The sequence below is a fragment of the Paenibacillus sp. 22594 genome (genome assembly GCF_052044425.1).
GTDB lineage: Bacteria > Bacillota > Bacilli > Paenibacillales > Paenibacillaceae > Paenibacillus_AQ.
In genome coordinates this window covers 560299-581886 of sequence record NZ_JBQENA010000003.1, presented here as the reverse complement: position 1 = coordinate 581886, position 21588 = coordinate 560299, and the positions used below count along the sequence as shown (strand labels likewise).

Below are 21588 nucleotides of genomic sequence, written 5' to 3'. Positions count from 1 at the left end.
CCGGTTCGTTAATCCGTGCGCAGTGCATAAATCGGCCGGAGTCTTGCTGCTTTGTTGGCCGGCAACAGTCCGAAGAACACACCGATAAAGAGAGAGAACAGGAACGAAATCACAACCATGTTCCAGGCGTAGCCTACCTGTAATGAAGTGAACTTGCCGACTAACCAAGTGAGCCCTAGTCCAACGCCAATTCCCATCACTCCGCCAAGGGTGCTTAAGAAGATGGACTCTATCATAAACTGCAGCAATACATCCCGCTTTTTAGCACCAATGGCCTTTCGGATGCCGATTTCCCGTGTTCGTTCGTTGACCGAGACAATCATGATATTCATGATCCCGATTCCGCCCACAATCAAGGAAATTCCGGCAATTCCTGCGAGTCCGATCGAAAGGGTGTTGGTGGTTTTTTTTACAGTATCCATGATCTCCTTGGAGTCGTAAACAAAGTAAGAATCTTTGGCTTTTAGGAACTTCTTGTCCAGGATACTTCCGATCCTGCTCTTGACAGGCTTAACGTCTTTATCGGCCAGTACCTTGACGGTAAAATTTTGAATGCCTTTACTCTGAAGCAGCCGTTCAGCTGAAGATACGGGGATGAGGATTTTGTCATCATTTGATCCAGCCATTGTCGTCCCTTTCGCTTGCAACAAACCAACGATTGTAAAGGTATTTCCATTAAGCTGTATTTCTTTCCCAACCGGATTCTCAGTGCCGTACAGCTTTTTTGCAGTGCCCGCACCAATCAGAGCTACCTTTTGGCGGTACTGGATGTCTATATCGAGCAGGAATCGGCCGGACTGGACATGGAAATCCTTCACCATCTCGTAGCTTGGCGTTATCCCTTCAAGCGGGACGCTTTTATTCTTGGTACGGTATTTGGCGGTAATGTTGCTGCTGATGCTGGGGGATACGAGATCTACACCCGGGAGCTTGGAATAGGCCATCACCTCGTCATATTCCAGTGAGTTGACCGCTCCCCGTCCTGTGATCATTACCGCCATCTGGTTGGTGCCGAGATCATTGAGCTGACTTGAAATCTGCCCGGTAACGCCCTGTCCGACGGATACAAGCAGAATAACGGATGACACTCCGATGATGATTCCCAGCATGGTAAGGAACGAACGAACCTTGTTGCCGATGATGCTCATGAGCGCCATACGTATGCTTTGAAAAAAGATCATTCGTCATTTCTCCGATCTTCTACCAGATTTCCATCCTGAATCCGAATGACCCGTTTTGCCTGCTTGGCAATCTCCAGATCATGGGTGATCAGAATAATCGTATGCCCCTGTGCATTCAGCATCTTGATCATCTGCATCACCTCTTGCCCGGTCCTGGTATCCAGCGCTCCGGTCGGTTCGTCCGCAAGAAGCATGGGAGGATTGCCCGCGAGTGCTCTTGCGATGGCTACCCGCTGCTGCTGCCCTCCGGATAGCTCGCTGGGACGGTGATGCATCCGATCGTGAAGCCCTACCTTCTCCAGCGCCACCTCGGCCAATTTTCTTCTTTCCCGGTGAGCCATGCCCCGATAAATCAGGGGCAGCTCTACATTTTCTACAGCGGAGAGCTTCGGCAATAAGTTAAAGCTCTGGAAGATAAATCCGATTTTCTCGTTGCGGATTTGCGCCATGCGGTTGTCTGACAGCTTTCTGACATCCTGTCCGTCAAGAGAATAGCTCCCTTCATTGGAGAGGTCCAGGCAGCCGATCATATTCATGAGCGTTGATTTTCCTGAACCCGAAGGGCCGATAATTGCCACGAATTCCCCGTGGCTGATCGTAAACGAGAGTCCTTTTAGCACCGTCATCCGTTCTCCTGCCATCGTATAGCCGTGGACCATATTTTCAATCCGAATCAAGGGTTCACTGCTCATAGCCCACCCCCTGCGGGAGACATTTCTCCACCTCCGCTGTTTCCACCGTCTCCGCCATCTCCACCGAAGAAGCCCTGATCCTGGGAACTCGAGCTTACGCTGCTTGGCGCGATAACGGTTGGAATAACCACCTGATCCCCGAGCTTCAGCCCGCCGGTGATCTCAATCTGACTCTCATCGTGAACGCCGACGGTAACGGCCTTTTCTTCAGGTACAGGGGCTATGTCCGTTTTCGCCGTTTTCGCCGTATTGTTCAACACCTGAACGAAATATGTATCACCCTTCTGAGTCACGGATTCAATAGGAAGCACCAGAATCCCCTTCTTCTCTTCAATTTGAATTCGCCCCTGCGCTGACATTCCGGCCTTTACATCACCGGGATCGGATAGACGGATCGTGACATCAAATAAGGATACGCCGTTTGTAATCTTGCCTTCATTTGCAATTGCGACCACTGTGCCGGGGTAAATCTTATTTGCCAAAGCATCCAGTTTAACCGTTGCGGTCATTCCCAGCTCGATCTTGGGGATATCCAGCTCATCCACCCGGATGGTTGCGCTCAGATTCTGGTAATCGGTAATCTTGAAGGCCTCCGCGCCGTTAACGACTGCTCCGCCTGAAGATACGCTAATCTTGGTAATCGTTCCCTCCATCGGCGAGGTCAATGGGGCACGAGGGGTCTGGTCCTTGTGCAGTGCAGCAATTTCAGCCTCAGTGGCGGCGATATCTTCCTTGGATCTTTCAATAGCCAGCTTTGCCGTGTCCACTTCGCCCTGCACCGCACCGTCCATTACAAGCTTCTTATACTGGTCCTGTTTGTCCTGCAGCGCGTTTTGGTTCTGCCTTAGCATGTTAAGCTGCTGCCTCAGGCTGCTGTCCACATTTGTTGCTTTATACGTCATCAAGAGCTGGCCTTTCTTAACCCGAGTGTTTGCGCTGACAAATACCCGGGCCACGTTTCCCTGATCCTTGGCGAAGACTGTTTCTGAGTGTGTAGCTTTGACAGAGCCAGAGCCTTTGACAATGACAGAGATGTCTCCCTTTTGCACTGCGGTTGTTTTGACGGTTACTTCAGTCCCTTGCTTGTTTTTGTCTTGCGACAAGGTAACTACTGCAGTGCCTGTTGCCACAAGCGCAAGGATTACAGCCGATATCCAGACCCCTTTTTTTATCTTCATAATGATCCTCCACCGTTCGTGTTAGTGCTGTCCTTAGGGGCAGGGGTACTTGTGGGCTCGGGAGCCTTTGGTGTCGGGACGTAGGTCAAATTATAGGATTGGCTTCCCAGCTTGATTCGCTCGCCCTGGAACTCGTCGTACAGATTAAGAATGAAATTCCCGCCTTTCAGCGTCTTATATAAGCTGCTTATGAAGGTTGTGGAATAGGTCATGAATTGTCCCGGTGTAAGATCTGTACCGGGTGTCAGTGTTCTTTCCTGGCTTTGGCCGTAGGGGTCCATTAGCTGTACAACCAGCTTATGTCCATAGGTTCCCATATCATAGATGCTGCTCTTGCCCAGGCTGTAGGTCAGGTTGGTTGAGAGTGTTTCCTGGCCCTCCGTCAATGTCCCTGTAGCTCCGGTTATCGTGAGACTATAAGGGAATAATTCCACACCGCCGCTAAGTGCGGTTAGAGGAGCAGGCGTTTGCTTGTTCAGTGCGAGCGCTACAGTGTTGATGTAAGCCGTCGGCGTTCCGCCCGGCAGCGTAAGCTTGCCTTCACTCACGCCTTCCCCGACATAGAGAGTCAGCTTGGAGGTGTCTACTGACACAGGCAGCTTACTCCACACGGTTACCAGATTTTTGCCCTTAGGTCCGGTCGCCAGCTCCGATTGGCTGATTTCCGCTTCGTAATAATCATCGCCTGACGTCTTATAGTAGGCTACGAGCTTGGCCTGATCCGATTTACGGGTTTCTTCGCTGTTCATTTCCAGCTCTGTGTACACGATGTTCTTGCTTGTTCCGGGATATACAGTGGTCCGGCGTTCCTTGATCTCCGCCCGTTTACCCGGCGTTTCAATGTGGAACGATTTGCCCTGGTCTACCGTAAGGGCCGTAGCAGCCACCTGTCTTGTGTTCAAGGAGAGGAAGGATTCCGCAGTATCGCCAGAACCGCTGGTGAGCTCGATTTTGATGTGCTCGAAGCTCAGCTCATAAGGGACCTTGCCGATCACATAATAACTAGCGCTTTCCCCTGAAGCTAGCGTAGGGTCTGAATCGGCTGCAACAACCTGAATCGAACTGCCCAGATCGTGGGTTCCGGCTTTCATCGCGCCGGTGAGCGAAGGCATTGTAACCGTGGAAGCTTTGGTGTTGCGGATGCGAATTTTGGCTACAACCACATCTTCAGCGGACCAGGGCATACGCTCTACGGACTCGAGATTGATGCCGAAGGTTCCGTAGCTGTTATCCAGTACATATTCAGAGTTCACGTAACGGTCCTGCTCCAGCGCATAAGGAATCTGGTAAAAGGCCGTAGGGAAGATGATTTTGCCTTCAGCTGCGGGCTCTACTAACTGGAGCTGAAGCGTACCCTGACTCAGTTCAATCGGCACTTCTGCAGAGAACTGGAGAATTCGCTCCTCAAGCGGCTTCAGTGTAAGACTGCTGAAAGCTTTGGTATTTACCGGTAAGGTATAACCCTCTGCGGCTTTGACAGATAAATCATAGCTCGGCAGGGTTACTGCTTTGTTGCCGGCATTTTTTACCCGGAACTGCAGATTCCATAGTGCTTTGTCACCCTTAGCCGTAACGGAGGCTTTTGTCAGCTGTGTCTCTACGGTATTACTACTGATGCTGAGCTTCTTCGTCGCATACGCAGCTACGCTGAGGCTCGGGGAGGTAGAAGCAGGCAGCAGGAAGGAAGCCACGGGCAGGTCGGCCTTAAGCTCGGCACTTTCCCGGGTGATGGACAGTGACATGTTGCCTGTATTGGTGTAGGAAGGGATTTCAGTCAGATAGTAGACTGTCTTCTTCTCCCCGGATTGCACTTTATAGTCGCGGCTGGTATCGCTTAACGTAAGCTCGAACATGGAGCCGCCGGAGGACTCCAGATATACCCGGTAGCTGGGAGCGCTCAACACCTTGGAGCCCAGATTCGTTAGGCTTAAGGCGATTTTGGCGTAGACCTTGCTGTTGAAATGGTAGATTTGCAGATTCTCTGGCTTCAAGGATACCGGAAGGCTGTTCATGGTGATCTTTTTACTCTGACCCTGCTGGACGGATGAGGAATATGGTGTCGGGATGGCAAAGGTGCCCAGCTTCTTCTGGTAGTCGGAACTGCTGAAGTCCCAACCGAACATTGAAACTTTGATCCCGTTGAGCTTGGTGGTCTTACGGACATTTACGTAATATGTAACAGATAATTGTTCCTTAGGGGGAACTTCCACTTTGTTTTTATCTTCTGGTACAGGGTTGCTTTTGATCTCTATGCCTTCAGGAGTGGTTACTTTTGAGAATCCATTAAAAAGCTTATAGGGACTGCCGCTCGTATTGGTATAAGTAAGTGTATAAATGAGGCTGTTTCCGGTTTCCTCCTTAGCCAGCTGCAAATCGGTCAATCTGACGCTAACGCCAGCCTGAACGGAGATAGAGGCCAGCTTAGTCAGAGCATCGACACTCTGCGGAATGGCTTGGTTTATAGGAATGCTGCCCGGTGCCGCAAATGCCGGTAAGGCCGGCTGCTGACTAATGGCAATCGCTCCTGCCAGCAGAGCGGCATAGGCACGGTAATTCTTCATATTCTTCCCTCCTAAATATTCATAGCCCTATCATAAAAGGCAGTTTTAAAATAGGGATAAATAAAGAGGCGAAGAGTTCGCCGCAAACTTAAACAGATGTTAAACTTTTTATAAATTGAGCCTTTGCTAGTTTTTCATGGACCGTTTGAACCTTTTAGGCAAAAGGAGCCAATATCTGTTGTAAGACCCGAATGGAGGCCGGCCCTTATGAAGGACTTAGACTTGAACCCGTGGCTTATCCGGATGAGCCAGGGGGATGAAGAAGCATTCCAAGTCGTTTACGAAGCAACACGCGAGCATGCTTACCGGTTAATCGGTTACCTCGCTCCAAGCAGGAAAGATATTGCAGATATTATGAGTGAAGTCTATTTCGAGCTATACAAAAGTGTGAGCAGGTATGATCCGGAATTACAATTCAACTCATGGTTCAACGGATTGATTGTCAGGCAAGTGCGCAACTGGAAGCGGAAGGAGTGGCGGCTGTTTCGGATCACGGAAAAACTGAAGCTGAGCACCGCCAAATCATCCGATGCTGCTGCAGAGCTGCGGCTAACGGAGCTGGATGATCAGCTTGAGCTGCTTCCGGTTCTCCAGACACTATCGCTCAAATTCAAAGAGGTTATTGTCCTCCGCTATTATCAGGATTGCTCGCTGGAGGAAATCGCCGTATTGCTGAAGATTCCATTAGGTACCGTAAAATCGAGGCATCATCATGCGCTTAAGCAGCTGCGCCAGCGGTTCGACGAACTGGGATTGCGAAAGGAGGGGGATGGCTTTGTCTATTGAGCGGCAGCTGGTAGAGGAGTTCAAACGAGATTCCCGGAGGTGTCCTTCTGATCTGGATACCCGAATAGCGGCAGAATACAGGCAGCGGGTGATGCAACAAAGGGGAATACCATCCATGTTCAAAACTAAAAAAACGCCGAAATTTGTCCTGATCGCCGCTATTTTCATTGTACTATGCGGGTTCGGCTATGCAGGCAGCAAGCTCCTGTTTGATGACCATACCGATAAGCTCTCCTCTAACTATAAAATCGAGCAGAAGCTGCAGCTCATTCCAGAGGACGTAGCGGAGATCCGCGGTTCGCTTGCGGAAGTGAGAGCACAGCTAAACCCTGGAGAAACGGCGGTCGTATATTTTAAAGACCATGACCTTGAGGTTCAGGGAACCCCGGTTGTCTACGGCATCAATAAACCGGTTGTGCTTCCTTTAGAGGGGTGGAAAGCGGCCTTGCAGGAGCATCATGTCGGGGAGAAGTTTCCTGAATCGATCCTTGGAACCTACCATTTCGTAGAAGGCATGGAGACTTCGCCCTTCCAATTCACGTTCGGGGCGGATGCCTACACACTTCTGGATGAAATGAAGGCTGAGAGCAAGAAGACGGGAAGTGAGATGCTGTGGCGTAAGACGGATGTGTCTGAAGGTATTACTAAAACCTACACTTCTGTATACCGCAATGCGGCGGGCGACTCGATCTATCTGACCTGGCAAATTGCAGACGGCGCTCCCGGCGCTAAGGTATTCCAACTCGTTCCGCCCGGTACCGTGTATGAGAAACTTCAAATCGGCGGCCTAACGGCACATTATCTGAAGGACAGTCAGTCGTTGTTCGGACAGAGCAGTGTTCATCAGGATGTAACATGGCTGAGTGAAGGCGAAGGTAAGAGTACTGCCTATCATGTGCAGACCGATTCCCAGACGGTGACCAAAGAGCAATTGATTGAAGCGGCTAAAAGCCTGTTCTAGGCAGCTACAACAAAGAACGGTTGATCCATGGATCCATGGAATCAACCGTTCTTTGTTTGGCCTGCATGCGAATTTGGAGCTACAGGAATGAGAAAAAAGTGCGCAGCAGCCCGCGCTTCCGCGGCGGACTCTGGATCCTCCCGGCTGCAGCGTTAGGCCCGTACGGGGAGAGGGATGGGTCGGTCCGCTCCTGAATCGTTTCCAGAGATACTGCCAATTGCTTGATCATTTGACGCAGGTCCTCAAGCTCTCCGCGCTGCTGGAGCAGCTGTACCGAGACTACCTCGTCAGCTTTATGTTCTAGTGAGCGTTCAATGTAATCGATTCGCGACAGCATGTCTTCCATAGGCCCATCCGGTGTGCGGAGGAGCGGGCTCTCCTGCTGTGACACGGGCTGCCCGGTGCCAGTAGCAAGATCCAGGTCGATGCACTCCAGTGCTTCCCCGCGATTGATGCGGTCTTTAATCGATTGTAGCAGGCTGATTGCCTGCTCTGAGAAAATATAATGTCCAAACCGGTCCTTTGGAAAGAAATCAGGGAACATGGCAGCCCAGCGTTTGATAGTGGTCTGGCTAACGGACAGCAGCTCTGCAGCATCCTTTGTTTTCAGCATTTCCATTTCAGTTCCTCCAGTTCAGGTAGTCTTGCTATGAACAATTCGCCCTTCATAAGCGGCTCCCTGCACGGGTGACAAAGGAAGTGCTGATTCGATAAACAAAGTGCTATTCTGAGAAATTATTTAAGGAGTGCTCGGCTGAAACAGGCTATTTCTGTACTGGGTAAGCGGAGCCAGCCAGACGGTGCCTGTCCCCCGGTACACATTGACGAGCCCCTCGCCGGAGGCAGCGGAGCCGAGACGGGTTTTGCCTGATTTTTCTACAGTGAAATCCAGGGTGTTGGACCACATTAATGCAAAGTTACCATCGACCTTCAGTACATCATTCTGCAGCTCAACGACAACGGCCTCCTCGGAGGGAATGGGTGCTTCCAGAGCCAGGATGCCTTTGCCTTTGGCGCTCAGATTGAACAGCCCCTCTCCGCCCAGTGCGGCAGAGGACAGATTCTTACGCGCGGTGACGGCCAGCTGCAGGGAAGACTCACAGGCCAGGAACAGGCCGTCATCAATGACGATATGATCGTTGTCGACATCAATCAGCCACAGATATTTATAAGTGGTTTCCAGCAGAATCGTACCCGTGCCTTTGTAGAGAGGTTTGATGGCGCTGGTTCCGGTTGCGGCGCTGGACACGATATTTCGCATCAGTCCGCCGACCCCTTTTACCCCTGAGGTCATTTCAATATTTCCGACCATATACTGCATGGCCCCGGCACTCAGCGTAACCTCGCTGTTGTTCAGCTCAATCATGAGCTGCTTGTTGCGCATGTTGCTTTTGCTCATGAAGAAGTTGGACTGTGCTTCCGCAAAGGAGGTGCTGCTCAAATCCTCTTTGTACTCGATAACCGAAAATCCGCCAAGCTGTTCCTTGATCACAACGTTGCTGTTATCTTTCAGATTATTGATGGTATAGGCCAAATGAATCCTCTCCTCTGCTGGGCAGTGTTGTCGTAAGCAGAAGCAGTTCTGCTTCGAAATGTAGGTATTCGACACAAAGGGTGTATCTCCTTGTACCCTAGAAGCCTCTCACACTAGAGGGGGTTCTTTGCTTGTGTTTTTTGAAGGTGCGGCTGAAATAGTAAATATCATTGAATCCGGTGGCTGCGGCGATTTCGGAAACGGTCAGCTGCGTATGGCGCAGCATGGAGTCGGCCCGGTCCAGCCGGACGGCGTTGACATATTCGGATACCGTGTGTCCGGTCAGCTCCTTGAAGAGGCGGCTGAAATGGAAGCGGCTGAGCCCGGCCAGCGCCGCAAGATGGTCCACAAAGATAGGCTCGCTATATTGGGTGTCAATATAACGCAGCACCGGAGCGAACCGCTCAATGGTCTGAATGCGCCGGGTCTGTTCGGCCTGCGACAGTACGGTTACAACATGTCCGCGCAGCAGCAGTGTAAGCAGGCGGTACAGCTCGGACTTGACTGCCAGCTCATAGCCGAATTCGCGGCGTTCGAGTTCGCGGATAATGGTCAGGGCACAGTCTGTAATATGCTGATCCCCGGAGATATGGTTGCGGAGCAGCAGACGGTTCTGCTGGATCGGTGCGATGAATTTGGTCTCTGCAGCGTCACTTACGGCGCTGTGCAGTAACGAGGTGTCCGCGATAATCGCATAATAGAGCAGATCGGCAGAGGCGCTTATACCATAATGCAGCTCATTGCTGTTCACGGCGATCAGATCGCCGGCACGGACATGGATTGGTGTCCGTCCGCACTCGAACACCGCCTCCCCGCGCTCAATGAACAGAAACTCCAGATGCTCATGCCAGTGATGGGGGAACAGCACGACGCCCGCCCTGTCAAAGCGCTGGGTATGTACTTTGATCGGAAACTCGGGGTCCGGCATATCCATGGGCTCCCGCAGTTCCATGTCATAGTTCAGCATTGTTGGATCACACCTCCACCGCACAATTGTACAAATAAGACCGCAAGGCGCTGCATGGTCTTCATGATTGAAATCATTATAATACGAATCAGAACGTATGCAAATAATGGAGAGAAGGTTCGTAGATATGATCAGGGTTGGCGTAATTGGAACAGGCTCCATCTCAGGTATGCATCTGAATGCCTACCGGAAGAATCCGCAGACCGCTGTGTATGCGGTGTGCGACCTGAATGAAGAGCGTGCAAGGGCGGCTGCTGCTGAGTATGGTGCGGAGAAGGTGTACACGGATTACCGCGCGCTGCTGGCTGATCCCGGCGTCGATGCGGTCAGTATCTGTACTTGGAACAACTCCCATGCCGAGATCAGCATTGCGGCGCTGCAAGCCGGCAAGCATGTGCTGGTGGAGAAGCCGCTCTGCCGTACGCTGGAAGAAGCGGTACAGGTTCAGCAGGCAGTGGAAGAAAGCGGCAAGATTTTGCAAGTGGGCTTCGTGCGGCGTTACGATGCCAACGTCCAGCTGCTTCAGAAGCTGGTGGAAGCAGGGGAGTTCGGTGAGATCTACTATGCGAAGGCGACGACGTTACGGCGGCTTGGCAATCCCGGCGGCTGGTTCGCTGACATCGAACGCTCCGGCGGTGGACCGCTGATCGATATCGGGGTCCATGTCATCGATCTGTGCTGGTACTTGATGGGCCGTCCGAAACCAGTATCAGTCAGTGCCAATACCTACAGGAAGCTGGGTAACCGCGCCCACGTGGAACATCTCTCTTTCTATAAAGCTGCCGACTACGATGCGGCGAATAATACGGTGGAGGATCTGGCGAATGCGTTGATCCGGTTTGAGAACGGAGCCTCGCTGTTAGTGGATGTCAGCTTCACACTGCATGCCAAGGAAGATGAACGGTCTGTGCGCCTGTATGGGGAGAATGGCGGCTTTGAAATCGATCCCGAAACGGTGATTGTCCGTGAAGAGGCCAATACCATCGTCAATATCTATCCGCAGACGGATCATGCAGGATTCGATTTTAACAGTGCGTTCCAGTATGAAATTGATCATTTCACCAACTGTGTAGGCAGCGGCTCGGAGCCGCTGAGCCCTGTGCAGGACGGGGTGGAAATCATGAAGATACTTGGCGGGATCTACGAATCCGCAGCCAAAGGCGAAGAGGTGAAATTATGAAGCTAGGAATCAGCACCTACAGTCTGCACGCGGCGTTTGCCGCCGGAGAGCTGACACTGAAGGGCGTCCTGGAGACGATCGCCGACCTGGGGGCCGAACATGCAGAGATTGTACCCTTAGGCTTCAATCTGATCGACAATCCGGAGCTTAAGGATGTGATTCTGAAGACTGCAGCGGACCGTGGCCTTGAGTTGTCCAATTATGCGATCGGTGCGAATTTTGCCGGACTGGAGACAGAGATGCGGCGGAAGGAAATGGAGCGGGTAAAGCGGGAAGTGGAGGTGTGTGCGGCACTTGGCATTCAGCGGATGCGGCATGATGTGGCCTCGTCACCTGATCTGTCCATTGTCCATTTTCTGGAGGAGCTGCCGCAGCTGGCTGACGCATGCCGTGAAATTGCCGATTATGCATCCGGCTTCGGCATCACAACGAGTGTAGAGAATCACGGATACTTCATTCAGCACAGTGACCGGGTACAGGCATTGGTAAGCGCTGTGGACCGGGAGAACTTCCGCACGACACTGGACGTTGGCAACTTCCTGTGCGTCGATGAGAACCCGCTTACCGCTGTGGCCGGCAACCTCAAGATTGCCTCCATGGTTCACCTCAAGGATTTCTATGTCCGTCCGCAGGACCGGCATCCCGGAGAAGAGTGGTTCCAGTCTTCCGGCGGGAATTGGCTCAGGGGCGCGATCGTGGGCCAGGGCGACATCGACATGCCGCGTGTGCTCAGGCTGGTGAAGGAGAGTGGTTATGCCGGCTATATTTCCATTGAATTCGAGGGTTCGGAAGAATGCCGCAAGGGAACAAGGCTGGGCCTGGAATACGTCAAGCGGACATGGAATGCGATCTAATCAAATCACTTGAATATGAGGAGGATTACCGCCATGGCTACACCTGTCATAAGCAATAAAATCGGCGTGATCGTAGACAGCTTTCAGGTTGGGGTGAAGGAGGGCTTGCGCAAGGCAAAGGAAGCAGGCGCTGACGGGGTGCAGATCTATGCGGTACAGGGTGAATTCGATCCTGCTAATCTGTCTCCGGCTGCCCGCCGTGAATGGAAGGAATATATCGCTTCGCTCGGGCTCGAAATCTCGGCTCTTGTCGGCGATCTGGGAGGGCACGGCTTCCAGGACCCTGCACAGAACCGCGCCAAAATCGACAAGTCGAAGCGTATCATGGAGCTGGCCAAGGAACTGGGCACAGACATCGTGACCACGCATATCGGGATCGTTCCTCCGAACAAGGACAGTCAAATCTATGAGACGATGCACACAGCCTGTGAGGAGCTAAGCCGGTATGCGCATGAGATGAATGCGTACTTCGCGATCGAAACCGGGCCGGAGACTGCCACTCATCTGAAAATGTTCCTGGACGGGCTGGGTTCCAAAGGGGTGTCGGTCAACTTTGACCCTGCCAATATGGTGATGGTGACCGGAGATGATCCGGTGCAGGGCGTTCATACCCTGAAAGACTACATTGTGCACACCCATGCGAAGGATGGCGTCAAGCTGACTAATATCGATCCGCGCGATGTATACGGAGAGTACGGCTATGAAGCACCGGAGCTGGACCATGAGAAAATCGCGGAGATGGCAGAGTCCGGTTCGGCGTTCCGCGAAGTGCCGCTGGGAGCGGGAAGTGTCAACTGGAACGGTTATCTTCAGGCGCTGAACGATATCGGCTACCAAGGGTATCTGACGATTGAGCGCGAAGTCGGCAGCAATCCGGAGGCGGATATCCGACTGGCTGTTGAGTTTTTGAAGAGGTTCCGGGCATAGGCGCGGGCAAAGCGGCGGACTAGGCTGATTTACTGTATTGGAAATCTTGAAGTCCGGGTGAACATAGAAACGGCTGCCCTTTCTTGTGAAGGAGGCGCAGCCGTTTTTGTTTGGAAATAATCTTCATGATATCCGAATGAAATTGCTATAATCCAAGAGAGAAGGAATTTTTGGGAGGACAACCAATGACCACACAAGAACGTTTAAAGACACAGCCGCTGTCTGCTGTAGCGCATGTCAAAGTCCATGGAAGAACCACTGGAGCACTTGCTCCGTTAACCCTGTTTTGGACGGGGAGTGCTGTTGAATTCAATGTACAGGGCTCAGAGCTGTGGATTGAGGTTGAGGCAGATTATGAGGTGTATGAGCCGTGGATCAGCATTCTGATCAATTCGGTCCCTGTAAGCAGACAAATGCTGACCGCAGGCCGGTACTGGATTTGTGTATTTAGAGGTATGAATGAGAACGCTATCAAAAATGTGCGGGTGGTCAAAGAGGTCCAGGCGATGAGCGAAGATCCCGCGTGCCTGCTGCAGTTCCATGCGGTGAAGGGGGATGGGGAATTTCTGCCGGTTGCAGACAAGCCCTATAAGATGGAGTTTATCGGTGACAGTATTACTTCTGGAGAAGGGACGGTAGGCGCCAAGGCGGAGGAAGACTGGATTCCTGCCTGGTTCAGCGCCACCTACAACTACACGGCAATGACAGCAGAAGCGCTGAATGCCGATTACCGGGTGATATCCCAGAGTGGTTGGGGTGTGTTCACAAGCTGGGATAACAATCCGTATTGCAATATTCCCCGGTATTATGAGCAGGTATGCGGTATGCTGACGGGTGAGAGGAATGAAGCTTTAGGGGTACATACAGCGAACACTTTTGAGGACTGGCAGCCGGACGTGGTGGTGGTGAATCTGGGCACCAATGATGGCGGCGCATTCCAATCTCCGGCATGGAGGGATGAGGCGACCGGGGAAACGCATAAGCAACGGCTCCATGAAGACGGAACGTATAACGAAGAGGACCTGGCGGCCTTTGAGGCGGCGGTTGAACGTTTTCTGGGTACACTTCGGAAGAATAATAAAAAGGCCCACATCGTATGGGCCTACGGCATGCTGGGCATACCGATGATGCCGTCGATCCACCGTGCGGTCAGCAGCTATATGAGGAAGACAGGCGACAGACGGGTGTCGGTATTCCAGCTTCCGAATACAACAGCTGAAAGTGTAGGGGCCAGAACCCATCCCGGTGTATTGGCCCATGAACGGGCAGCCCAAGCGTTGACTGGATATCTGAATGAGATTTTGCCGGGATAGGTCCCGCTAAATGGAGCCTCTAAGGCTTAGACGATGTTGAACACCAGACCGGACTGCTGCCGCGCCGCTTCTTCAAACAGATCGAACAAAGACTGCAAATGCGGCAGCAGATACCCGTCGACGAGCTCTTCATAGGTCTCATCATCTCTCATTGGAAAGGCCAGCAGGATCAGCGCCTGTTCATCAAGGGAATCCAGATCCATGTTGTGGATACGGGTCCACTTCTCGAAATCAATCCGTTCGTCCACCCGTTTAGGCTGCCTAAGCCCGGGTATCTGTAATGCGATTTGGGCAACCTTCCCCGCAGGCAAATAGAAAGAGCCATACTCCGTAACGTTGCTGTCAACCTTGTACTGTTCCTGGATAGGAACGAGTGGAACATCCGGGAACATGCCTGCAATCAGGCTCCAGGTTTTGTCAATATCGAGTGCGGCTTCCTGCACATGGCCTGCCAGGATATCCTCCAAATTACCTTTTTCCATGTAGTACACACCGGTAATGCCCATCTGCATCTCTCCTTAATAACGAGTGCAGCCATTATTCAGCGCAGCCCGGGAGCAGGCTGCGCTCACAGGCTCTCTTATAAGTGATTACCCGTAATCAAGGGAAATTACCCCAGGTATTGGCCCTCAATCTCATCCGCACTCACCGGCTTGCTGTAGTAGAAGCCTTGTGCGTTGTAACACTGGATCTCCTTGAGCAGTGCGACTTGCTCTACCGTTTCTACGCCTTCAGCGACGATGGTCAGTCCGAGCTGCTTGGCCATGGAGATAATCATCTCGGCGATGGCCCGGCTGTCGGTGTCAGTCGTGATTTTGCGGACAAAGGAACGGTCAATCTTCAGGCAGCCAATAGGAAGGCTCTGCAAATAGCTGAGCGAGCTGTAGCCTGTCCCAAAATCATCCATGGACACAGAAATTCCGGCTCCCTGCAGATCATTCAGGATACTGATTACATGCTCTTCGTTGTGCATCATCGCACTTTCTGTAATCTCAAGCTCCAGCAGCTGGGTGTCGAAATCAAGTTCACGGATGGTACTCATAATTGTCTGAAAAATATCCGGCTTCATCAGATGAATCTGCGAGACATTGACGGCAACGGGAACGACCTGGCGGCCCTCACGCTCCCACTTTTTCACCTGGGTACAGGCCGTTCTTAGCACCCATTGCTCCAGCGGAATAATGAAGCCGGATTTCTCTGCCAGCGGAATGAAGTCCAGAGGAGGAATCATGCCCAGAATGGGGTGCTCCCAGCGAACTAATGCTTCAAGGCCGACGATTTCGCCGCTGCGGATATCAATTTTGGGCTGATAGAACAGCCGGATCTGATCATTGTCCAGCGACTGCTCCAGATCATTCTCCAGAATAATCCGTTCCAGACTGGTCTGGTCGCGTTCCGCATCGTAGAACTGATACTGGGAGCTGCCATTCTCTTTGGCATTATACATCGCAGTATCGGCGTGCTTCACCAGGGAGTCAGCATCAAGCCCATCCTCCGGAAAGCAGGCGATCCCTACAGAAGCGGACAATTTCACAGTATGGTTACCCACTTCAAACGGATGTGCAAATTCACCCACGATGGTGGCTGCCAGGGCTTCCATCTCCGGACGCGTACGCAGATGGGGAACCAGCACTATGAATTCGTCCCCGCCCATCCGTGCAATGCTGCAGGAGGAGGGAACACAGTTCTTCAGCTTGCCTGCAGCCTGCTGGATGACCTTGTCACCGAAGGAATGACCGAATAAATCGTTGATCCGTTTGAAGCGGTCCAGATCAATAAAGAACAGTGTGAACGGGTAAGCAGGGAGGCCGGTCTGCTCTGTATGCTCAAGCAGCAGATTGTGAAAAGAACGGCGGTTGGCAAGCCCGGTCAGCTCATCTTGATAGGCCAGATGGCGGATGGTTTCCTGATCTTTCTTATTCTTGGTGATGTCCTTAATAATGCTGTAAATGCCCACGGGGACGTCTTCGACCACAATCGGAAGCGAAGTGAGCCAGAAGGCCAGCATAGTACCACCGGAGTTCCGCAGCTGCAGCTCGATGGTACTGGATTTGCCGCGTAGAACATGCCGGTAATGGTGCTGGGCCAGTGAATGGTACGCTCCCTCAAAAAGATCCGAGAAGTGCCGTCCGACCAGCTCCTGGTCTAGCTGCTGGGCGAGCAGCTCAGCCTGACGGTTCAGACCGGTGACAATACCCTGGGCATCGAACGCCAGCACACTGTCCGGATTGTATTCAAAGAGTGACATATAATGTTGTTCTGTCTCCATAATTCTGCGGTTCTGATATTCCTGGCGGGTGTCTCTATAGGCGTCCGGGATGATATACAGGCCTGTACAGATAAACAGCGTCAAGATATAAGGCAGCAGATGCAAATAGCTTCCCGGATCGGCATCCTCGACCGGCATCACCGAGAAGGCGCAGAGCAGCGGAATCATCAGCAGCCCTATTGCACTAAGGAAGATGCCTGGAACCGTAGCCTTGGAATATAGTTGATGCTCTCGGTTGCGGTTCGAGATCACCAGGACCCGCAGAATGGCGAGGCACAGACTGAGGGCGGAAGCTGCCGTCATGAAGACAAGTGCGGGCTTCCAGACCAGAAACTCACGGAACAGAAAGATGATATTCAGGTAATCGAACACCAGAATGGTGCCGGCGGTCACCAGACTGATTCTGAAGTGACGTCCTGTATGGCTGCGGGGCATGCTGGAATACCGGATGCCAAAATAAGTAGCAGCCCAGCAGCCGCCGAGAGTGAACAAGAGATGCAGTATGTAATATTTCGGAGCCGGGGGAAGGTTAAGCGACAAAGGCACCAGGATGTGGGAGACACTAAAAGCAGTGGTGCCCAGGATCATCACCTTCATTCGTGTGAAACGTTTCCCCCGGCCTTGGCCGTCAGCATGGAAGGGGGCTGTTCCGAAGACAATGAGAGTGCAGGACGCAAGGCTTGCCAGCAGGGCCAGAGCCAATTGCAGCCAGTTCATATTCAAGGGTTGCAAGTATAACATCGTGTACCTCTTTCGTTATGTAGATAATATATAAAAGGTAAAATATGTAGGCCTTTTTTCATAGGACATTTATCGTATATAAACAATAAATTAGACGATTAAACTCCTTTTATGATAAAAATACGAAAAAATCATGACAAAAAACCTCCAATCCACAGTAAATGTAGGATCGGAGGTCTTTTTATATGCGTGTACGTATGGGTTAGCCTTACGGTCTGAGCAGTGAGTAAGGGTTAAAAAGTAACCGAGAGGTAGCTGAGCGACCCCATTTCGTAGCTTCGGTGGACTTCTTGAGGCGTCCGGGCGGGATTGCCGCTTCCCATAGTGATGTACAGCGGAATGAAGTGCTCGGGCCGGGGTACAGCCAGCTTGGCATACGGTGCCTGCGCTTCGTAGCTGAATAGAGCATTCAAGTCATGCTTGAGCATATGTTCAATCAGCCAATCGTCGAAGGCAACAGCCTTAGGGTCAGGAGCCATGGCGTCCGGGTTCATGGTACGGAAATTATGAACCGTAGCCCCGCTGCCCATAATCAGGATGTCTTCCTCATCCAGACCGCGCAGCGCTTCACCAATCCTGTACTGCTCCGCCGGTGGCAAATACGGATTGACGGAGATTTGAATGACCGGACAGACAGGAACCGGGAACATCCGCAGGAGAGGGACCCAGGACCCGTGATCGAGCCCACGCTTCGTATCGAACTGAACAGGAATATCCTTGGCTCTGAAGCGGTCCGCCAGGGATGCTGCCAGCGCAGAGGAGCCTTTGGCGGGATATTTGATTTGGTACATCTGGGCGGGAAAGCCGCCAAAATCATAAACCATGTCATACACATCATCCGTGGAGGAGACGGTCAGCACCTCGGTTTCCCAGTGAGCTGTAAAGATGACAATAGCCTTAGGCTTAAGCTGCTGTCCGTAGGAGAGCAGGAAATCTGTACATGGGGTATTCTGTATCGCCATCAAGGGAGATCCGTGACCAACAAAGAGGGGGGCAATCATCGTAAACGCTCCTTTTATTATCAAATAGGTTCATATAATACTTACAATATGTTATTAAGTATATATTGTATATTAGATTTCGTAAAGTTATTTATTGGGATGAGTGCTGAAGCGGTCAAAAAATGGCAACTTATTAAGAAAGTGTCCATCTTTTGTTTTTTTTTCTGTATATAATCATATTACATAGGGATAGATGGATTGCGCGAGAATTGTATAGGGAATTCCCTAAAGTTTCCTTATAATAGAAATAAGCACACTAGAACCACTAGCTGAGAGGAAGTTAGCCTTGTTCGAAACCTTACTTTTAAATTTCTTGTTTTTATTGTTTCCGGTCTTGATCGTAGTGATTTTCTTTGAAAATAGAGTGTACCCCTATAATAATAAGCTGCTTGTTCTGATGTCCGCCGTGACGATGGTTCTGTGTATTGCCAAGCCTATTCGGCTTGAAATGGGGTATATTTATGATCTCAGATATATCTCGTTTATACTTGTGGCGCTTTTTGGAGGATACCGGAACGTCATTCCGTTATATGTAATCATGAATATTTACCGTTTCTATGTAGGAGGTGCGGGCACGCTCCCCTCCTTCCTGTTCTCAACGGCGGTGCTGCTGCTGGTGCCTTACTTTAGCAAACGCTTCATCAAGCGCTCTTCCAACCGCCGCATCTTCTGGGCAGCAGCTATTGCTACGTTAACCATGGGAATCTACCTGATGATTCTGGGGACGATGACGGGGAAGTTGGACAAGCAATTTTGGACGCTCACGGTCTATGCCTTGACGACACATGCCGTAGTGATGAGCATCATCATGATTTTGATCGAGCAGATTATCACCAATATCAAGAACCGTGACCGGATTCTCCAGTCGGAGCGCCTGAATGTAGTCAGTGAGCTGGCGGCCAGTGTATCCCATGAAATCCGAAATCCGCTCACGGTGACCAGCGGTTTTTTGCAGCTGCTCAATAAATCAACTTCCATTACGCCCGAGGAAAAAGAATATGTACAATTGTCGTTGCTGGAGCTGAACCGTGCAGAGAAGATCGTTAGCGATTATCTCTCTTTTGCCAAGCCGCAATCCGATAATATGGTGTTCTCCAATATGCAGGCGGAAGCAGAGTACACCAAGAACATCATTATGCCCTTTGCGTCCATCCACAAGGTGGAGGTCAAGTTCAGCTTCGACAACACGCTCAATAAAAGCTATGACAAGAACCAAATCCAGCAATGCCTGATCAACCTCTACAAAAACGGGATTGAAGCAATGAGAGATAAGGACGGGGGCATCCTCACCATCGATATCTCGGAGAAAAAGCAAAACATTCTGATCACGATCCGGGACACCGGCATCGGCATGACGAAGGAAGAAATCTCACGCCTGGGCAAGCCGTATTACTCCACCAAAGAAGAAGGAACCGGACTCGGGATGCTGATGGCCTACAGCACGATCAATAAGGTTAAGGGGAACATTGAGGTGGAAAGTGAAAAGGGCAGGGGTACAACCTTCCTCATCACCATCCCTACCTAAAAGGCTCTGTGGCAGACCCCTGTTCAAAAATGATAAAGTATTTATTGAAGATAGAATTCTCAGGAAATCGTAACCAGGAGGCAGAAGGAATGAGACAAGAATTGATCGCACAATTAAATAAGTGGCATGAGGAGGACAAATACCAGGAAATCGTAGACCGGATCAAAGAAACGCCGACGATACTTATTGATGATGAGCTGGCTACCCATTTGGGGAGAGCGCTGAACAATCTGGGGCGGTATAAAGAAGCGCTGAAATGGTTCATGAAGACGGCCGACCAGGGCAAGAAGGACCCGTTGTGGCATTTCCGTGTGGGGTACGCCCACTATTATCTGGACCAGCTGAAGGATGCGATCCGGGAATTTGAGGTTGCGCACAAGCTGGACCCTGAAGATGAAGATACGGTTCAGTTCCTGGAATGGAGCCGTAAGGAAGCGGCTGAAGCCCCGGCGGATAAGGATTCTGACGAAGATGATGAATGAAGACTTGAGAGGAAGTCATTAGGCCTAAGATGAATGCCCGAGGTTGCCGACTTGGTGGAATGAGAGGTATAAGTACCTCTGAGTTTGCCAGATTTGAGCTATTTGGTGGAATGAGAGGTAAAAGTACTTCTCATTCTGCACCTTTGCGCCCCGGCGGGCTTAAGACCGGCCATGCTAGGAAACCAACAAGGGGCTGTCCTCGATGGGACGCCCCTTTGCTGTATCTTTCACCTTCCAGCAGGAAATCCGCGTGCTTTGTTGCGCCAGACTGTCACAAACGCAAAGGCCAGCAGGACGCACAACGCCCACGGGAAAGAAACAACACCCGTTGTTTCGAGAAGAATCCCGCCGGCCACACCCCCGCCGCCGATGGCGAGATTCCATGCGGTCACCAGCATCGATTGGGCTACATCTGCGCTCTCTCCGCCTGCTACGGCAATTGCTGTCTGCAGCAGCGTCGCCGCTCCCCCGAACGTTAAACCCCACATGGTAGCCGCCAGATAGATCACAAAAGGCTGGCTGCTGCCTATGCCCAGCAGGATAGCTGCCAAGGCGAATGCAGCGAGGCTGATCAGAACAAGCAGTCTCAGGTGTCGGTCAATCCAGACTCCGGTCAGCCAGATGCCAAGCAGTGCTGTAACACCGAAGATGAGAAGCACCACGTCCACGCGCCCGGCAAGCCCGGTCTGAGTAAGGTACGGTGCAATGTAGGTATACAGGATGTTGTGGGCCAGTACCCAGGCTAGTACGACAAACAATATGGGGCGCACTCCGGGAGTAGTGAAGACCTTGTGGAGAGGGAGCCGCTTGTCTGCGGACTCTCCCGGAGAGTCCGGCAGCTTCCAGAGCACCCAAATGGTCAGCAGCAGCGCGAGCAGCGACAGGATGCCGAAGACATTGCGCCAGCCCGCAAGGTCCCCGAGCAAGGTTCCGGCAGGGACACCGAGCGCAAGAGCAAGTGGCGTTCCTGCCATGGCAACGGCCATAGCCCTTCCCTTAAGCGGCTCCGGTACCATGCGCCGGGCATAGCCTGCGATCATGCCCCATAGGACACCGGCTGATACACCCGCGAGGAACCGGGCCGCAAGCGTTAGGGGATAGCTTGAAGAGAAAGCAGTGATGGTGTTAAATACAAGAAAACCAAGAATGCATATCAGCAGCAAGGGACGCCGTCTCCACCCGCGTGTTGCGGTGGTCAAAGGAATTGCGGCAAGTAGCGAACCTAGGGCATACAGGGTAACGAGCTGACCCGCCATGGCCTCTGTCACTCCAAGTCCCTTACTGATCTGGAGCAGTAATCCGGCGGGAATTGTCTCGGTAAGGATACAGATAAACCCGGTCATAGCCAGGGCAAGCAATCCGGCCCAGGGAAGGCGTCCGGAAGCAGAAGCGCTGGAGATTTGCTGTGAAGAATAAGCTGTGCTGCTGCTCATTTC

At 51.7% G+C, this 21588-nt stretch carries 19 protein-coding genes; 8 read left to right on the top strand and 11 right to left on the bottom strand.

Annotated features, from left to right (window positions below; translation table 11 throughout):
* Positions 1 to 8 precede the first annotated feature (8 nt).
* From ACTJKB_RS13330 to ACTJKB_RS13315, 4 genes are read right to left on the bottom strand one after another with little or no spacing between them, the layout of a single operon-like run.
* Entirely contained in the window at positions 9 to 1181 is a 1173-nt protein-coding gene (locus tag ACTJKB_RS13330) for an ABC transporter permease (protein ID WP_440834544.1), read from the bottom strand.
* Positions 1178 to 1873, bottom strand: a complete 696-nt coding sequence (locus tag ACTJKB_RS13325) for an ABC transporter ATP-binding protein (protein WP_440834543.1) — start codon at positions 1871 to 1873, stop codon at positions 1178 to 1180. The genes ACTJKB_RS13330 and ACTJKB_RS13325 overlap by 4 nt, the downstream gene beginning before the upstream one ends.
* The gene (locus ACTJKB_RS13320) at positions 1870 to 3051 is read right to left on the bottom strand and encodes an efflux RND transporter periplasmic adaptor subunit (RefSeq protein WP_440834542.1); all 1182 of its coding nucleotides are present in this window, start codon (positions 3049 to 3051) and stop codon (positions 1870 to 1872) included. The genes ACTJKB_RS13325 and ACTJKB_RS13320 overlap by 4 nt, the downstream gene beginning before the upstream one ends.
* The gene (locus ACTJKB_RS13315; RefSeq protein WP_440834541.1) at positions 3048 to 5612 is read right to left on the bottom strand and encodes a hypothetical protein; all 2565 of its coding nucleotides are present in this window, start codon (positions 5610 to 5612) and stop codon (positions 3048 to 3050) included. The genes ACTJKB_RS13320 and ACTJKB_RS13315 overlap by 4 nt, the downstream gene beginning before the upstream one ends.
* Before the next feature lie 207 nt (positions 5613 to 5819).
* On the opposite strand from ACTJKB_RS13315, the gene ACTJKB_RS13310 reads away from it, so the two are divergent.
* On the top strand, positions 5820 to 6398 hold the full coding sequence (locus tag ACTJKB_RS13310; protein WP_440834540.1) for a sigma-70 family RNA polymerase sigma factor: 579 nt from the start codon (positions 5820 to 5822) through the stop codon (positions 6396 to 6398).
* A gap of 115 nt (positions 6399 to 6513) precedes the next feature.
* Entirely contained in the window at positions 6514 to 7359 is an 846-nt protein-coding gene (locus tag ACTJKB_RS13305) for a hypothetical protein (RefSeq protein WP_440834538.1), read from the top strand.
* Positions 7360 to 7438: 79 nt separating this feature from the next.
* Here the strand turns inward: ACTJKB_RS13305 and ACTJKB_RS13300 are convergent, their stop codons facing one another.
* The 3 genes from ACTJKB_RS13300 to ACTJKB_RS13290 all read right to left on the bottom strand — a co-directional run bounded on the left by ACTJKB_RS13300 (position 7439) and on the right by ACTJKB_RS13290 (position 9860).
* Positions 7439 to 7978: a MerR family transcriptional regulator gene (locus ACTJKB_RS13300; protein ID WP_440834537.1), complete on the bottom strand. Its 540-nt coding sequence runs from the start codon at positions 7976 to 7978 to the stop codon at positions 7439 to 7441.
* 120 nt (positions 7979 to 8098) lie between these two features.
* Positions 8099 to 8893, bottom strand: coding sequence for an AIM24 family protein (locus ACTJKB_RS13295; protein ID WP_440834535.1), 795 nt, complete (start codon positions 8891 to 8893; stop codon positions 8099 to 8101).
* Positions 8894 to 8990: 97 nt separating this feature from the next.
* Complete coding sequence (locus ACTJKB_RS13290; protein ID WP_440834534.1) at positions 8991 to 9860, bottom strand: helix-turn-helix domain-containing protein; 870 nt, start codon at positions 9858 to 9860, stop codon at positions 8991 to 8993.
* Positions 9861 to 9987: 127 nt separating this feature from the next.
* Here ACTJKB_RS13290 and ACTJKB_RS13285 point away from each other — a divergent pair, with 127 nt between their 5' ends.
* The 4 genes from ACTJKB_RS13285 (at position 9988) to ACTJKB_RS13270 (ending at position 14134) form a co-directional block, all read left to right on the top strand.
* The gene (locus ACTJKB_RS13285) at positions 9988 to 11040 is read left to right on the top strand and encodes a Gfo/Idh/MocA family protein (RefSeq protein WP_440834533.1); all 1053 of its coding nucleotides are present in this window, start codon (positions 9988 to 9990) and stop codon (positions 11038 to 11040) included.
* Positions 11037 to 11894: a sugar phosphate isomerase/epimerase family protein gene (locus ACTJKB_RS13280; RefSeq protein WP_440834532.1), complete on the top strand. Its 858-nt coding sequence runs from the start codon at positions 11037 to 11039 to the stop codon at positions 11892 to 11894. The genes ACTJKB_RS13285 and ACTJKB_RS13280 overlap by 4 nt, the downstream gene beginning before the upstream one ends.
* A gap of 33 nt (positions 11895 to 11927) precedes the next feature.
* Complete coding sequence (locus ACTJKB_RS13275; RefSeq protein ID WP_440834531.1) at positions 11928 to 12821, top strand: sugar phosphate isomerase/epimerase family protein; 894 nt, start codon at positions 11928 to 11930, stop codon at positions 12819 to 12821.
* Positions 12822 to 13006: 185 nt separating this feature from the next.
* Entirely contained in the window at positions 13007 to 14134 is a 1128-nt protein-coding gene (locus ACTJKB_RS13270) for a GDSL-type esterase/lipase family protein (protein ID WP_440834529.1), read from the top strand.
* A 26-nt stretch (positions 14135 to 14160) separates the two neighbouring features.
* Here ACTJKB_RS13270 and ACTJKB_RS13265 read toward each other — a convergent pair whose 3' ends face one another.
* The 3 genes from ACTJKB_RS13265 to ACTJKB_RS13255 form a co-directional block, all read right to left on the bottom strand.
* Entirely contained in the window at positions 14161 to 14640 is a 480-nt protein-coding gene (locus ACTJKB_RS13265) for a hypothetical protein (protein ID WP_440834528.1), read from the bottom strand.
* Positions 14641 to 14744: 104 nt separating this feature from the next.
* Positions 14745 to 17120: a putative bifunctional diguanylate cyclase/phosphodiesterase gene (locus tag ACTJKB_RS13260; protein ID WP_440834527.1), complete on the bottom strand. Its 2376-nt coding sequence runs from the start codon at positions 17118 to 17120 to the stop codon at positions 14745 to 14747.
* A gap of 257 nt (positions 17121 to 17377) precedes the next feature.
* A complete protein-coding gene (locus ACTJKB_RS13255) occupies positions 17378 to 18145 on the bottom strand; it encodes a DODA-type extradiol aromatic ring-opening family dioxygenase (RefSeq protein WP_440834526.1) in 768 nt (255 codons plus the stop codon).
* A gap of 313 nt (positions 18146 to 18458) precedes the next feature.
* Here ACTJKB_RS13255 and ACTJKB_RS13250 point away from each other — a divergent pair, with 313 nt between their 5' ends.
* Positions 18459 to 19670: an ATP-binding protein gene (locus ACTJKB_RS13250; RefSeq protein WP_440834524.1), complete on the top strand. Its 1212-nt coding sequence runs from the start codon at positions 18459 to 18461 to the stop codon at positions 19668 to 19670.
* Between the two features lie 89 nt (positions 19671 to 19759).
* Positions 19760 to 20152 (top strand): tetratricopeptide repeat protein, encoded by a 393-nt coding sequence (locus ACTJKB_RS13245; protein ID WP_440834523.1) that lies wholly within the window; start codon positions 19760 to 19762, stop codon positions 20150 to 20152.
* 227 nt (positions 20153 to 20379) lie between these two features.
* On the opposite strand, the gene ACTJKB_RS13240 is transcribed toward ACTJKB_RS13245, so the two are convergent.
* The gene (locus ACTJKB_RS13240; RefSeq protein ID WP_440834521.1) at positions 20380 to 21585 is read right to left on the bottom strand and encodes an MFS transporter; all 1206 of its coding nucleotides are present in this window, start codon (positions 21583 to 21585) and stop codon (positions 20380 to 20382) included.
* Between the last annotated feature and the right edge of the window lie 3 nt (positions 21586 to 21588).

Excerpts from the sequence above, each read along its gene's own strand:
- ACTJKB_RS13330 (WP_440834544.1), bottom strand. The coding sequence starts at position 1,181 with ATGATCTTTTTTCAAAGCATACGTATGGCGCTCATGAGCATCATCGGC.
- ACTJKB_RS13325 (WP_440834543.1), bottom strand. The coding sequence starts at position 1,873 with ATGAGCAGTGAACCCTTGATTCGGATTGAAAATATGGTCCACGGCTAT.
- ACTJKB_RS13320 (WP_440834542.1), bottom strand. The coding sequence starts at position 3,051 with ATGAAGATAAAAAAAGGGGTCTGGATATCGGCTGTAATCCTTGCGCTT.
- ACTJKB_RS13315 (WP_440834541.1), bottom strand. The coding sequence starts at position 5,612 with ATGAAGAATTACCGTGCCTATGCCGCTCTGCTGGCAGGAGCGATTGCC.
- ACTJKB_RS13310 (WP_440834540.1), top strand. The coding sequence starts at position 5,820 with ATGAAGGACTTAGACTTGAACCCGTGGCTTATCCGGATGAGCCAGGGG.
- ACTJKB_RS13305 (WP_440834538.1), top strand. The coding sequence starts at position 6,514 with ATGTTCAAAACTAAAAAAACGCCGAAATTTGTCCTGATCGCCGCTATT.
- ACTJKB_RS13300 (WP_440834537.1), bottom strand. The coding sequence starts at position 7,978 with ATGGAAATGCTGAAAACAAAGGATGCTGCAGAGCTGCTGTCCGTTAGC.
- ACTJKB_RS13290 (WP_440834534.1), bottom strand. The coding sequence starts at position 9,860 with ATGCTGAACTATGACATGGAACTGCGGGAGCCCATGGATATGCCGGAC.
- ACTJKB_RS13285 (WP_440834533.1), top strand. The coding sequence starts at position 9,988 with ATGATCAGGGTTGGCGTAATTGGAACAGGCTCCATCTCAGGTATGCAT.
- ACTJKB_RS13280 (WP_440834532.1), top strand. The coding sequence starts at position 11,037 with ATGAAGCTAGGAATCAGCACCTACAGTCTGCACGCGGCGTTTGCCGCC.
- ACTJKB_RS13275 (WP_440834531.1), top strand. The coding sequence starts at position 11,928 with ATGGCTACACCTGTCATAAGCAATAAAATCGGCGTGATCGTAGACAGC.
- ACTJKB_RS13270 (WP_440834529.1), top strand. The coding sequence starts at position 13,007 with ATGACCACACAAGAACGTTTAAAGACACAGCCGCTGTCTGCTGTAGCG.
- ACTJKB_RS13265 (WP_440834528.1), bottom strand. The coding sequence starts at position 14,640 with ATGGGCATTACCGGTGTGTACTACATGGAAAAAGGTAATTTGGAGGAT.
- ACTJKB_RS13260 (WP_440834527.1), bottom strand. The coding sequence starts at position 17,120 with ATGAACTGGCTGCAATTGGCTCTGGCCCTGCTGGCAAGCCTTGCGTCC.
- ACTJKB_RS13255 (WP_440834526.1), bottom strand. The coding sequence starts at position 18,145 with ATGATTGCCCCCCTCTTTGTTGGTCACGGATCTCCCTTGATGGCGATA.
- ACTJKB_RS13245 (WP_440834523.1), top strand. The coding sequence starts at position 19,760 with ATGAGACAAGAATTGATCGCACAATTAAATAAGTGGCATGAGGAGGAC.
- ACTJKB_RS13240 (WP_440834521.1), bottom strand. The coding sequence starts at position 21,585 with ATGAGCAGCAGCACAGCTTATTCTTCACAGCAAATCTCCAGCGCTTCT.